Source organism: Klebsiella sp. CSG-1 (assembly GCF_056521145.1).
Genome location: NZ_JBWNLD010000011.1, coordinates 23,985 through 37,202, shown reverse-complemented (window position 1 = coordinate 37,202; position 13,218 = coordinate 23,985). Strand labels below are relative to the sequence as shown.

Annotated in this window: 13 protein-coding genes; 5 read left to right on the top strand and 8 right to left on the bottom strand. The window is 58.2% G+C overall.

Annotated features, from left to right (window positions below; all coding sequences use genetic code 11):
• The first annotated feature begins 191 nt into the window (after positions 1-191).
• Entirely contained in the window at positions 192-1,367 is a 1,176-nt protein-coding gene (locus AC007G_RS22725; RefSeq protein WP_046852487.1) for a YbfB/YjiJ family MFS transporter, read from the top strand.
• Here the strand turns inward: AC007G_RS22725 and AC007G_RS22720 are convergent.
• Positions 1,364-2,206: a LysR family transcriptional regulator gene (locus AC007G_RS22720; protein WP_046852488.1), complete on the bottom strand. Its 843-nt coding sequence runs from the start codon at positions 2,204-2,206 to the stop codon at positions 1,364-1,366. The two genes, AC007G_RS22725 and AC007G_RS22720, sit on opposite strands and share 4 nt — an antisense overlap.
• Positions 2,207-2,296: 90 nt before the next feature.
• On the opposite strand from AC007G_RS22720, the gene AC007G_RS22715 reads away from it, so the two are divergent.
• The gene (locus AC007G_RS22715) at positions 2,297-3,364 is read left to right on the top strand and encodes an NAD(P)H-dependent flavin oxidoreductase (RefSeq protein ID WP_142631052.1); all 1,068 of its coding nucleotides are present in this window, start codon (positions 2,297-2,299) and stop codon (positions 3,362-3,364) included.
• 51 nt (positions 3,365-3,415) lie between these two features.
• Here the strand turns inward: AC007G_RS22715 and AC007G_RS22710 are convergent, their stop codons facing one another.
• The 4 genes from AC007G_RS22710 to AC007G_RS22695 are packed head-to-tail and all read right to left on the bottom strand — an operon-like array spanning position 3,416 to position 6,718.
• The gene (locus AC007G_RS22710) at positions 3,416-4,075 is read right to left on the bottom strand and encodes a methionine ABC transporter permease (RefSeq protein ID WP_162180096.1); all 660 of its coding nucleotides are present in this window, start codon (positions 4,073-4,075) and stop codon (positions 3,416-3,418) included.
• Positions 4,072-4,863: a methionine ABC transporter ATP-binding protein gene (locus AC007G_RS22705; protein WP_073554066.1), complete on the bottom strand. Its 792-nt coding sequence runs from the start codon at positions 4,861-4,863 to the stop codon at positions 4,072-4,074. The genes AC007G_RS22710 and AC007G_RS22705 overlap by 4 nt, the downstream gene beginning before the upstream one ends.
• A complete protein-coding gene (locus tag AC007G_RS22700) occupies positions 4,860-5,666 on the bottom strand; it encodes a MetQ/NlpA family ABC transporter substrate-binding protein (protein ID WP_032687661.1) in 807 nt (268 codons plus the stop codon). Before AC007G_RS22700 ends, AC007G_RS22705 begins: the two co-directional genes overlap by 4 nt.
• A gap of 23 nt (positions 5,667-5,689) precedes the next feature.
• On the bottom strand, positions 5,690-6,718 hold the full coding sequence (locus AC007G_RS22695; protein ID WP_032687662.1) for an isopenicillin N synthase family dioxygenase: 1,029 nt from the start codon (positions 6,716-6,718) through the stop codon (positions 5,690-5,692).
• A gap of 285 nt (positions 6,719-7,003) precedes the next feature.
• Here AC007G_RS22695 and AC007G_RS22690 point away from each other — a divergent pair, with 285 nt between their 5' ends.
• On the top strand, positions 7,004-7,282 hold the full coding sequence (locus AC007G_RS22690; protein ID WP_046852490.1) for a VF530 family protein: 279 nt from the start codon (positions 7,004-7,006) through the stop codon (positions 7,280-7,282).
• 30 nt (positions 7,283-7,312) lie between these two features.
• Here the strand turns inward: AC007G_RS22690 and AC007G_RS22685 are convergent, their stop codons facing one another.
• Positions 7,313-8,260 carry an AraC family transcriptional regulator gene (locus AC007G_RS22685; protein ID WP_142631053.1) on the bottom strand — a complete coding sequence of 316 codons (948 nt, stop codon included), beginning with the start codon at positions 8,258-8,260 and terminating at the stop codon, positions 7,313-7,315.
• A gap of 108 nt (positions 8,261-8,368) precedes the next feature.
• On the opposite strand from AC007G_RS22685, the gene AC007G_RS22680 reads away from it, so the two are divergent.
• Positions 8,369-9,568, top strand: coding sequence for an MFS transporter (locus tag AC007G_RS22680; protein WP_032687665.1), 1,200 nt, complete (start codon positions 8,369-8,371; stop codon positions 9,566-9,568).
• Positions 9,569-9,592: 24 nt separating this feature from the next.
• On the opposite strand, the gene AC007G_RS22675 is transcribed toward AC007G_RS22680, so the two are convergent.
• The gene (locus AC007G_RS22675; RefSeq protein ID WP_047664913.1) at positions 9,593-10,060 is read right to left on the bottom strand and encodes a GNAT family N-acetyltransferase; all 468 of its coding nucleotides are present in this window, start codon (positions 10,058-10,060) and stop codon (positions 9,593-9,595) included.
• Between the two features lie 306 nt (positions 10,061-10,366).
• On the opposite strand from AC007G_RS22675, the gene oxlT reads away from it, so the two are divergent.
• On the top strand, positions 10,367-11,641 hold the full coding sequence (gene oxlT, locus AC007G_RS22670) for an oxalate/formate MFS antiporter (protein WP_046852492.1): 1,275 nt from the start codon (positions 10,367-10,369) through the stop codon (positions 11,639-11,641).
• Between the two features lie 84 nt (positions 11,642-11,725).
• Here oxlT and pgtP read toward each other — a convergent pair whose 3' ends face one another.
• A complete protein-coding gene (gene pgtP, locus AC007G_RS22665; protein WP_032696173.1) occupies positions 11,726-13,111 on the bottom strand; it encodes a phosphoglycerate transporter PgtP in 1,386 nt (461 codons plus the stop codon).
• Positions 13,112-13,218: the final 107 nt, after the last annotated feature.

Genomic DNA, 13,218 nt, shown 5'->3' with positions numbered 1-13,218 from the left:
CAAGCCCCCGAATTTATCCGTCGCATTAACCCCACACTTCGCTGTTCAGCGAAGCATCTTCATCGGGCTACTCTACACTGGCTGCAGACGTCGGCCCGCGCTCCACATATCCTGCTGGCCGGCATATTCATTACCACGACAACAAGAGAAACATCATTCTCTTTTTGAGATGTTAAGCGGCGAGGTAGCGTGTGAACACGACGAAACAGCGGCAGGAACGTCAGGCTTTGTGGCTGGCGCTGGCCGGTTCAGTGGTACTGATTATCGGCATGGGATACGGGCGTTTTGCCTATACCGGGATTCTCCCGGTCATGCTGCATGAGCAGATTCTATCGCTGCAGCAGGGAAATCTGGCCGCCTCGGTTAACTACGCGGGTTATCTGATCGGGGCGCTACTGCTGGCGAAAGCCCGACCGGCTGACAGCACCCGTCTGACTCTCGCCTCTGTGGCAGGCACGTTGGCGTGTCTGGCGCTACTGGCGTGGGTGAGCTCACCCTGGGGGATAATACTTATCCGGGGGCTGGCGGGGGTGCTGAGTGCGGTGACGATGATCGCCGCCTCGCTATGGCTTCTTCAGTATATGAGACACCATCACGGTGCGCCGGTACTCTTTTCCGGCGTTGGAATGGGGATATTTTTATCCGCCGAATGTATCTCTCTGGCGAAACGTGGGGCGCTCTCCAGCCCACAAATCTGGCTTATCTGCGCCGCTAGCGCGACGATCCTCTTTTTACTGGTCGTGCGCCTGCTGCTGACGCCGGCCCATGAGGTGCAGAGCTGGCCGCCGCAGTCGCAGGCTTTAATCGAGACGGATGGACCAACCGCCGATGCCTGGCGATTACTGGCGATATATGGTTTTTCTGGCTTTGGGTACATCATTACCGCAACCTATCTGCCGCTGTTTTTATCCGCTTCGCTGGTGCAGATCGATCCGGTGCAAATCTGGGCGCTGTTTGGTCTTGCGGCGGTACCTTCATGCTTTATCTGGCACAAACTGGTGGTGAAGCTGGGCTTCCGGCGGGCGCTGACCGTCAATCTGCTGATCCAGGCGGCGGGCGTTGTACTGCCAGCCCTCAGCCAGGCGCTGCTCTCTTGCCTGCTCAGCGCGCTGCTGGTCGGTTTTACCTTTATGGGCACCGTTACCATTGCGCTCCCGGAAGCCAGAAGGCTGAATCAACGGGTAAAATTCAACATGATCGCGGCGATGACGGCCACTTATGGCGTCGGACAGATTATCGGGCCATTTGTCGCCGGGACGCTGCATAACCTGACGGGATCGTTTAATCCCTCACTGATTGTGGCGGCAGCGTCTCTGGGTCTGGCGGCAGGGCTGGTTGCGGTCAGGCCTGCACGCGCGCGCCATTAAAAGGGGGCGGCTGACGTCAGCAGCTGCCGCATTTCACTGAGCGCAGGGGACATATATCCCCGGCGCCAGATGAGCTGGGTCTGTACCTGCTTAAACGGCTGAATCTGGCAGTTGTCTGGCAGAGTCAGGATATCGATTACGCTTTGCGGCAGGATACCGCTATAACCACCGGACGCAATGCAGGCGATCATGGCGTGGTACGAACCCACATCCTGAATTTCGACGCGCGCGTCGCTGGCGAAAAACGCTTCCCCGAGCGCCCGATAGCTGCAGCCCCTGGGGAACGCTGCAAGCCTGCTATCTGCCGGACCCGTTGTGCTCACCAGCATCAGCTGCTCAACAAAAACGGGGATCGCATCGATATCCGGCGGGCAGACAAGCTCACCTTCGGCGGTTACCGGCAGACTCACCAGCGCGCAGTCGAGGGCGGCACGCTGTACCCGATCGGTCAACTGTTGCGTAGGCTGGGTATGCAACGTCAGTTCGACCTGCGGACAGATCGCGCGAAACTGTGGAAGAAAGTGAATAAGCCGGCTCGCGGCTGTCGCTTCCATCGCCCCCAGGCGCAGGCGCCCGGCGGGCTTTGTCGGGTGCAGCGCCTGTTTCGCCTCTTCGGCAAGGCTCAGTATTCTTAGCGCGTAATCGAGGAACTGCTTTCCGGCAGTGGAGAGCACCATTTTTTTATTGCCGCGTTTGAACAACTCGACATCAAGCTCTTCTTCCAGTTGCTGGATGCGCGTGGTGATGTTGGATTGCGCGCGGCCCAGCTTTTTGGCTGCCCGGGTAATGCTTTGCTCTTCCGCGACAATTTTAAAGATCAGTAACGTGGCGTGGTTCATATTTTTCTTCTAAATATGGGAATGATATTGATCTTATCATCTCAAAAAGAGATGTTAAGTATTCAATATCACACATTCAAAAGGGTGACCATGCGCAACCGCTTTACGCAGAGACTGGATATTGCTTATCCCATCATACAGGCGCCGATGGCCGGGGTTTCAACGCCAGAGCTGGCCGCGGCGGTGAGTAACAGCGGCGGGCTCGGCTCGCTGGGGCTGGGGGCATCGACCGTGTCCCAGGCCGAAGCGCTGATTGCACGTACTCGTCATCTGACCACGCAACCCGTCAATGTCAATCTGTTTTGCCATGCGCCGGCGCGCCGGGACCCGCACACGGAAGCAAGGTGGACCGCGCTGTTGCGCCCGCTATTTGCTCGTTTCGGCGGCGAACCGCCCGGGACGCTGACTGAAATCTATCAAAGTTTCCTTGTGAATCAGCCCATGGCCGAGCTGCTACTTGACCTGGTGCCTGAGGTGGTCAGTTTCCACTTTGGCGTGGCGGATAAGACATTCATTCGCCGCCTGAAGGAAAAAGGTGTGGTGATAATGGCCAGCGCCACCAGCGTAGACGAGGCGCAGCGGGCAGTCGCCGAGGGAGTCGATATGGTGATTGCGCAGGGATATGAGGCCGGAGGCCATCGCGGGATCTTCGATCCCCACGGCGACGATCGGCAAATGAGTATCTTGACGCTGGTTCAGGCGCTTAAGCGAACGGTGTCAATACCGGTTATTGCCGCAGGGGGGATCATGGACGGCGCCGGGATCCGCAGCATGATGCATCTGGGCGCAGAAGGGGTTCAACTGGGGACCGCGTTCCTGCTCTGCCCGGAATCGGCTACCGACGCCGGATATCGTCAGGCGCTGAGCGGTGAACCGGCGCCAAAAACCGTGATGACGACGGCGATTTCCGGCCGCCCGGCGCGCAGTATCGATAATGCATTTTGTGAAACCGGCCGGCGCAATCCCGGGGTTATGCCCCCGGATTACCCGCTAGCCTACGACGCGGGGAAAGCGCTGGCGGCAGTGGCGAAAGCGCAGGGCGAATGGGGGTTTGGCGCACATTGGGCAGGACAGGGGGTCGGGATGATCCGGGCGTTGCCGGCAGCGGACCTGATGCAAGCGCTGATCCGCGAAGGCGGATTTTCCCCTCAGCCGTAGCGGCGGTGATGGCGACCTGCCGCTACGGCTGAGGTCAGACTTTGCGGACGTTTAACGACGGTGGGCCAGTCGGCGGACCAGGCGGTCGCCCGCCATCTGCACGCCCTGCACCAGGGCCACCAGAATCAGCACCGTGCCGACCATCACTTCATTATTAAATCGCTGATAGCCATAGCGAATCGCCAAATCGCCCAGCCCGCCGCCGCCAATGACGCCGGCCATGGACGAGAAGCCAATCAACATCACGATAGTCAGCGTGACGCCAGCCAGCAGGGTTGGCAATGCTTCCGGCAGTAGCGATTTAAAAATCACATGCCAGATCGTGCCGCCCATCGACAAAATGGCTTCAATACGTCCGTAATCCACTTCATCAAGCGCGTTTTCCGTCAGCCGGGCGAAAAAAGGGAAGGCGCCAATCGTGACCGGCACCACCGCCGCCGTGCTCCCGAGCGTAGTCCCGATGATCAGCCGGGTAAACGGGATCAGGGCAATCAGCAGTACGATAAACGGCAGCGAGCGACCAAAGTTAATCACCGCCCCCAGCAGCGCGTTGAGTTTCGGCATCGGCAGCAATCCGTTTTTGCGCGAAATAAACAGCACCACGCCGACAGGAAGGCCGAGCAGAACGGTAAATAACGCCGCCAGCCCTACCATATACACCGTGTCCAGCGTACCGTCCAACAGCAGCGGCCAGAGGTCATCCCAGCTCATGCGACTGTGCATAATGGCCTCCGATGATAACCATGACGAGCAAGAAAATCGCGTTCCGACTGCGGATCGTGCAGCAATGACTGGCGCAGCTTCGACCACGGCGCCACCAGCAGTTCGGCAATACTGCCGCTTTCGACGATCTCGCCATTTTCCAGCAGCGCGGCGTGGTCGCACAGGGTTTTGACCACCTCCAGTTCATGGGTGATCAGCACAATCGTCAGATTCAGACGCTGATTAATATCCGCCAGCAGCGCCAGCACCGAGGCGGTGGTCTCGGGATCCAGGGCGCTGGTCGCCTCGTCGCACAGCAGGACGTCCGGCCTTGACGCCAGCGCTCTTGCAATACCCACGCGCTGCTTTTGCCCGCCCGAAAGCTGGGAAGGGAACGCGTGGGCTTTATCACTAAGCCCGACCAGCTCAAGCAACTCCGCCACGCGCGCCTGACGCGCCGTTTTGCTCACGCCGGCAATTTCCAGCGGCACCGCGATATTGTCGGCGACGTTGCGCGCGTGCAGTAGGTTAAAATGTTGAAAGATCATCCCGGTACGCAGGCGATAGGCGCGCAGCGCGGCTTTATCCATCTGCGTAATATCCTGTCCGTTCACAATAATGCGGCCCGACGTGGGCCGCTCCAGCAGATTCAGACAGCGGATCAGCGTACTTTTCCCTGCGCCGCTGCGTCCGAGGATGCCGTAAATCGCGCCCTTCGGGACCTGCAGCGACACATTGTTCAGCGCCGGTCGGCCTGTTCCGGCGTAGGTTTTACTCAGCCCGATCGCTTCAATCATGATTTCGGCGCAACCGGGATAACCGAGCCGTTATAGCGTTGTCGGATAAATTCAGCCACCTGCGGTGAAGTCAGGTCTTTCGCCAGCTGTTTGATGCGCGGGTCGCTTGCCAGGGAAGGATTGGTGACCAGAATGTTGGCGTAAGGGTTATGGCTGGCGCTCTCGAGGCCAAGCGCGTCTTTTGCCGGCGTCAGCCCGGCTTCCAGCGCATAGTTACCGTTGATCACGGCCAGATCAACATCGTCGAGGGAGCGCGGGATCTGCGGCGATTCAATTTCGAGAATCTTCAGATGCTTCGGGTTTTCCACAATATCTTTTGGCGTCGCCAGCGTCGTGGCCGGGTCGGTGAAGGTGGAGGCCAGCTTGATCAGCCCCTGGCTTTGCAACAGGAACAGGGCCCGGCTCAGGTTGGTGGTGTTATTGGGCACGGCGACGGTGGCATTTTCCGGCAGTGAAGCAAAGTCTTTGTGCTTGCGCGAATAGATACCCAGCGGCTCAATATGGACCGTGGCGGCGACGGCGAAGGTCTTGCCCAGCGCCTTTTCCTGATCTTTCAAATAGGGAACGTGCTGGAAATAGTTTGCGTCCACGTCGCCGTTGGCCAGCAGCTCATTGGCGTTCACGCCGCTGGTCAGTTCGACCACCTTCAGATCCAGGCTCGGGTCGATTTTCTTGATGTAGTTAAGGATCTCCGCATGCGGAACCGGGTCCGCCGCTACGCGTAATGCGGCGGCCTGTGCTGATGTCCAGGCTAAGGAGAGAGACAGAGCAACCCCTGCCAGTTTAAAAGCGGCAATTTTCATGGTGTTTTCCTTTATTTTTATCTTTAAACGATCGGTTGCTCGGTACGTTCGCGAAACAGATCCTGGTAGTAGCGTTCAGCCACATCCGGGTGTGAGCGCAGGCGGCCCTTCAGGTAATTCCAGCCCACTTCGCGCAGCAGCGGGTTTTGTGGATCGCTGTCCGGCCCGAGCGCTTCCTGCGCCAGTTCCGGTGGAAGGGTGTAGACCGGGACGGTGGCATCCAGCTGCGCACCAAGGAAAAAGGCGATAGAGAGACGTTCCTGGTGTGCCGGCGGAGAGACTACCCGATGCACGGTGGCGCGCAGATAGCCATTGGTGGCCAGCTCCAGCAGTTCGCCAATATTGACCACAAAACTGCCGGCCAGCGGGGTCGCATCGATCCAGTGCCCAGGGGCTACTTCTACCTGCAGGCCCTTTTGCTCATCCTGAAGCAGGAAGCTAAGGAACCCGGAGTCCTTGTGCGCGCCGACGCCCTGGTGGCTTTGCGTCTCATGCTGACCGGGATAGCGGATCAGTTTGATATGCTCGTTGGGTTTATTGCCATATAAGGTTTCAAAGGCGTCATCAGGTAGCGCCAGCGCTTCAGCAAAGGCGCGCAGCAGGGTTGTGCCGACCTGGGTCATGGCGCGCTGCCAGCTGAGCAGCGTGGGTTTCAGCGTCGGTAGGGCATCCGGCCATAGGTTGGGCCCCTGTAGGCGCTGCCAGCGCGGCGCATTGTCATCCAGACGCAGCGCTGGACGCTCGGCGCCAATATCAAATTGTTCTCGCCAGTCTGGCTCTCCGCGGGTCAGCTCCGATGCGGCGCGGTTATAGCCGCGAAAGTGTGGGGAATGAATCATCGCGACCGGCTGCTTTTGCTCATCAGGCAGGGCAAAAAAGCGGCGGGATTGATGCTGGACAGCTTTTTGCAAGCCATCGTCGACGCCATGATTGATCAGATAAAAGAAGCCGATCTCGCGGGCCGCATGGCGAAGGTCGGCCAGAAAAGCCGTTTTTTCAGTAGGATCGGCGTAGCGGGCAAGATCGAGAATCGGCAAAGTCGTTGCGTTCATTGTGTTCTCCGAAGACAGCGTTCAGGGAGTTGCGTTTATTCAGGTTCAGGGTTCGGGGACAACAACAGCGCATGGTGATTTCCTCATTCTGTGGGGTGAACACAGCTTGCCTCAACGGCAAATAATCAACCAATAACCTTCTTTTCTAATTTATGACCGGGCGGGGTTCTGTGCTTTTGCGAATAATGGATAAAGGTGACGCGAACCTTCTTTCAACCTTGCGCAGGGGCGATGTAGCCAGTATGGTGTGCGACATTTCCCAGGTATTCAGGATTCAACATCGCAATGCAGCCTTCCAAAGATCCTCTTCATGGCGTCACCCTCGAGGCTTTACTCAACGCCCTGGTGGCAAAGTATGGCTGGGCCGAGTTGGCAAAACGGATCAAGATCAACTGTTTTAAGAGCGACCCGAGCATCAAATCGAGCCTCAAATTTTTACGGCGAACGCCGTGGGCGCGCAAAGCAGTTGAAGACCTCTATATCGACTCCCTCGACGATTCAAGCTCCGCCAGTACGCCGCTGCCGGCGGAGAGCCCGTGGGCGAACTGGCAGAAAAAAGAGTAGGGCGTAGCCCGGGTGTGATGGTGCGTCGCGTTACAGCACCGTCTCGCCACGGAGCGACCCCGGCGCCTTGCCGGTGATGCGCTTAAAGGCCCGGCTGAAGGCGGCTAGCGAACTGTATCCGAGGCGGAAGGCGACCTTTTCCAGCGTCTGACCTTCATCCGAAATATACTGCACGGCCAGACGCATCCGCAGCTCGGTAAGATAACGCGCGGGTGTGGTACCGGTGGCGGTGAGGAAACGCTCCGCAAAAACGGAACGTGAGGTCCCGGTCTCGCGGGCCAGATCTTCGACTTTCCAGTTAATGCCGGGCTGCTGATGCATAACGTAAATGGCTTTGGCCAGCTTAGGGTCGCGCAGCACCTGTACCCAGCCGGTGGCGTTGCCGCAACCGCACTCCACCCAGCCGCGAACGATCAGCGCGGCGACCACATCGGCCAACCGCGCCAGAATACCGGCATAGCCCGCCTGTCGGGTGAGGCTTTCGCGTTCCATGGCCGCCAGCATCGGCTGGATTTCCGGGCGGCTGGTCAGCAGGCTGCTGACCAGCATCACTTCCGGCATCGCTTTGACCAGAGGCTGCATGCCGCCCAGCTCAAAGTCCATACACGCGCTGAAGATAATGGCGCTGTCGCTTTTCGCGTCGTCGCACGCGTTTTTGACGCAGCTTACCGAGCCACAAACCGGTTCACTGGGAAGTCTGGAGACGTTGACTACCGATGCCTGGTCATCAGAGAGCAGCACGTGCCCATCGCCGTTGGGAATAAACAGCGCATCGCCGCTTTGCAACATTAAGTGCTGACCGCTGACCATGCGCAGCAGTACCGGTCCCCGGCTGACAAAGTGAAACTGCGCTTTACCGGGCACGAAGCCGAACTCGACGCCGAAAGGACGGGAGGTTTCGATGCGCCGGTAGTTGACGCCGGAAAGGCGCATGCCGCGCAGGAGTTCGCTGGTGAGATCGAGGGCTTGCTGAGTCATAACATCATTCCCGGACGAATTATCAATAATCACAGAGTATTTATCATAGATCGTCCTGGCGGAAGCTCCTAACCTTAACGAAATGTTAATTGTTCTGGAGAGATGTTTATGAGTTCCTGCATTGCAGCTGAAGAGAGCCTGGCAAATGCCAGGCCCGCGTGGCGCGCCGTCTATGCGCTGGCGCTGGGCGTGTTTGGCCTGATTGTTGCCGAGTTCCTTCCCGCCAGCCTGTTGACACCGATGGCGGCCAGCCTTGGAGTCAGCGAAGGGATGGCAGGGCAGGCGGTGACCGCAACGGCCCTGGTGGCGCTGGTGACCGGCTTGCTGATCACCCCCGCCACCAAAAATATCGATCGCCGCTGGGTACTGATGTTCTTTTCTGTCCTGCAGATCGTCTCCAGCCTGATGGTGGCCTTCGCCAGTTCGCTGGAGTTTCTGCTGCTGGGACGCCTGCTGCTGGGGATAGCGATCGGCGGGTTCTGGTCGATGTCGACCGCCACGGCGATGCGTCTGGTGCCTGCCGCGTTGGTGCCGAAAGCGCTGGCGGTGATCTTCTCCGCCGTGTCGATAGCGACCGTAGTGGCTGCGCCGCTGGGCAGCTATCTGGGCGGCCTGATCGGCTGGCGCAGCGTCTTTATTCTTTGTACGGTCCCAAGCGTTCTGGCGCTGCTGTGGCAACTGTGGGTGCTGCCCTCAATGCGCCCGGAAAGCGTCGGCAGCTTTGCTACGCTGTTTAAGGTGCTGCGCCGTCCCGGCATGGTTGGCGGGATGCTGGCCACCATTTTAATCTTCAGCGGCCATTTTGCCTTTTTCACCTATCTGCGGCCGTTCCTCGAGACCGTCGCCCAGGCCAGCGTCGAAGGCGTCTCCCTGATTCTGCTGGGATTCGGGGTGGCGAACTTTATCGGGACCTCGATCGCCGGGCATCTGTTGAGTCGCAGCCTGCGGTTGACGCTGGCGCTGGTTCCTCTGGCTATGAGCGTGCTGGCGCTGATGATGGTGACCTTCGGTCATATCGCGCTCCTCGATGGATTGCTGGTCGCCATGTGGGGCTTCGCCTTCGGTCTGGTACCGGTAGGCTGGTCAACCTGGCTGGCGACGACGGTGCCGGATGAAGCGGAAAGCGCGGGCGGGCTGCTGGTTGCCTCTATTCAGCTGGCGATCAGCGCCGGAGCGGCCGGCGGCGGGGCGGTGTTTGACCTCAATGGCGCCAGCGGCGTCTTTACCGGCAGCGGTTTACTCTTGCTCACCGCCATGATTATTGTCTTTGCCGGCGTGCGGGTGAAATCCACGGTCAGCGAAGAATAAATCCGCGCCGCGTCAACGATGCGCCTACGGGCGCATTTTCTTCGCCTGTTGTTCCGGCCAGGCCGCTTTGCGTTCCAGCAGGTGATACGCTCCCTCGTCGCTGATCCCTTCGCCAATCGTGACAAAGCCGCTGGCGGCATAAAACGCCAGCGCATTGCGATTACGCGTCAGGCACTTGAGCCGATAGCCGTGCTCTTGCCAGCCGGGTAGTGCCTGCAGCAACATTTTACCAACCCCGCAGCCCTGACGGGCGGGAGCGACATGCAAATGGTGAATAAAGTGGTCTGGCATCCAGACGGCAATGAAGCCAGCCAGCTCTCCCTGAGGATCGTGTGCCAGCCAGATCGTTTCACCTTCAGTCTGCTTTTCCAGATCGGTTAAGCGGAAATCGGTGACGTTCAGCCACGTAAACGTATGACACCGCGATAAAAGAAACAGCCGCTGTAATGCCGGCCAGTCATGACGGGTTGCCTGACGAACTGAAATAGTCAATCTCACTCCTTTCTCTTTTCTCTGCCTGAATCCAGAACATCCCCGGCGGCGACGCAATTATAGCGAATCTCCCTTTTTACCTGCACATCTGGCGAACAAAAACCGCCCTTCAGCGGTGCAGGGCTGCGGCACGACGGCCGGTTATTTTAATAATGCATTGATAAATAACAAATAAGTAACGTGGCACGGTTAATGCTTAGCACTGTAAGTATTGGGATGCGCAGGGGACGGGGCGGGGTTTCTACGACCCCATACCGTCGTGGCCGTCATTTTTGATTTGTGGCTAACGGATTACTGGAGCTGATTATGACCGTTCTCAGAGAACCTTTGGTTGTCGCCAGATATGGCAAATGGACGCAACTCGCACTTGGCCTGATCTGTATGGCTGCGATATCCAGTCCGCAATATGTCTGGACGTTGCTGACCAGACCGTTGACCGACAAGCTGGGCGTCGGGTTAGCGGAACTACAGGTGACCTTTTCGCTGTTGATTATCCTGCAGACGTTTTTCTCGCCGTTTCAGGGACGGCTGGTTGAACGCTTTGGCCCGCGGCTGCTTATCTCTCTCGGCACGGTCATGGCGGGGCTGAGCTGGGTTCTCTCGGCTCAGGTCAGCGGCCTGGCCGCGCTGTACCTCGTCTATGGCGGCCTCGGCGGGCTGGGGACCGGTATTGTCTATATCGGCGTCGTCGGTTTAATGGTGCGCTGGTTTCCCCGCCATCGTGGATTTGCCGCTGGCGCCGTTGCGGCAGGGTATGGCATGGGGGCGATTATGACCACCTTTCCTGTCTCCGTCTCGCTGGGCCAATACGGATTAGAACAGACCATGACGGTCTTCGGCCTCCTCTTTGCCGCCGTGGGATTTCTGGCCAGTCAGGGGCTGAAGCTGCCGCCCGATAGCGGTGCGTTGCCCGCCAGCCAGACCGTCGCGCAAAGTAGCCGGCAATTCACTTCGCGCGAAATGCTGCGCCAACCGCTTTTCTGGCTGATGTTTGCCATGATGGCGATGATGTCGACCTCCGGACTGATGGTGACGTCGCAGATGGCGGTCTTTGCTGAGGATTTCGGCATCAGTAAGGCGGTGGTGTTCGGCATGGCCGCGCTGCCGCTAGCGCTGACTATCGACCGTTTTACCAATGGCCTGACGCGACCGCTGTTCGGATTTATTTCCGATCGCTATGGCCGGGAAAACACCATGTTTATCGCCTTTGCGCTGGAAGGGGTGGCGATGACCCTGTGGCTGGCCTGTCGTGACGATCCGATGCTGTTTGTGCTGTTGTCCGGCGTGGTGTTTTTCGGCTGGGGGGAGATTTTTTCGCTGTTTCCCTCCACGTTGACCGACACGTTCGGCAGCGAATATGCGAGCTCTAACTACGGCTGGTTGTATATATCGCAAGGGATCGGATCGATTTTTGGCGGCCCGCTGGCGGCGCTGCTGTACCAGCATACTCAAGGGTGGGAGGTGGTCTTTAGCTGCGCGATAGGACTTGATTTTATTACCGCCGCGCTGGCGATTGCGCTGTTGAAACCCTGGCGCGCGCGGTTTATCCGTCAACACAGTGACGCTGCCGCGATTGACTAAAGGCTCTCCGGATGTCTGCCCCGGCGCCAGTTTGCCGCCGCCGGGGCTATTCTTTATCTCAACCTTTATCTCATACCGGCGAATTTACGCCTGTGCCAGCGACAGCTCGTGCGCGTTGGCCGCCTCCTGACGCTTACGTTCCAGCTCCAGCGCCCCACGGTGTGACAGATAGCAAAACAGAATGCAGCACACCACGCCGCCCATCAGCAGATAGAAACCGCCGTGCCAGCCCAGCTTATCCACCATCACGCCGAACAGACTGGTGCCCAGCGACGCGCCGAAGATGTAGCTCATAAAACCGCGTAAACCAACGGCAGAACCGACCGCAAAGCTCGGCACAATCTCCATAGTCTGTACCGAGGCCAGAAATTGCGGGACGTAAATCAGGCAACCCACAATGGCGGCAAACACCGTGACCATAAACAGCGAATCACTTTTCCAGTAGCCAATCAGGCAGAAGAAGATCAGCGTCATGCAGATCATCGCCAGCGGCATGCGGCGACCTTTAAACAGCTTATCCGACAGCCAGCCGGCCAGCAGCGTCGACGGAATGGCCGCCCATTCGAAAAACAGAAACGCGACGCTCATCTCTTCTTTCGAGAAGTGCTTCACCGACAGAAGATAGATAGGCAGCCAGCTGATCATTCCGAAGCGCACCATGTAGACGAACACATCGACCATCGAGACGTACCAGGCGTTCTTGTTTTTCAGCACATAGGTACAAAAGATTTGCCATGCGCTCATGTTTTCCGGGGCTTTTTCCACTTTGCCGGTATTGAGCAGCACTTTCTCTTCCGGGAGCATTTCGTCGAGCGCCGGCAGCCCTTCACTGCGCGGCGAGCCTTTTCCCAGAATCAGCACCACAACGGCAAACAGCACCGCAACCGCGGCGGGGACGATATAGCTGGCGGTCTGCCAGTGTTCGGTCCCGAGCAGCGCAAAAGCGGTTCCGACGATGGGGGCGACAATACCACCGCCAACGTTGTGCGAGATGTTCCAGAATGCGCCGACCCGGCCACGTTCGCGGCGTGGAAACCAGTTGGCGATGGTGATAAACGAGGGGCCAACGCCCATGCCCTGGAACAGCCCGTTGATCACCACCAGCGCGACGAAAATCCAGAACGCGCTGCTGAAGCCCAGCCCGACGTTCACTGCCGCGCACATCACCAGCCCGCAGGCCATAAAGACTTTCGGGCTGGCCTTATCCGCCAGGCTGCTCATCACCCCTTTGCTGATACCGTAGGCGATCAACATGCAGCTGCTGAGCATGCCAATTTGGGTGGCGCTCAGGTCAAGCTGCTCTTTGAGGTAGGGAGTCGACAACGTGAAGTTATTACGCACGATGTAGTAGGCGAGATAGCCGAGGAAGACGCTCAGTAGCGCCTGCATCCGATAGCGTTTATAGGTAGGGACAATTTGTTGCGCAGGAATCGTGGCCGCGGCGACCTTGGGTTTTAATAATGAAAGCATAACCGTACCTGTATTTTATTAGCGGTGGTGAATGTCGGGATAATTCAATTAAGCTGTCGTCAGTACGTTATCAATTGTGGTGAAAACAAAGCGGAAATACAATCCAG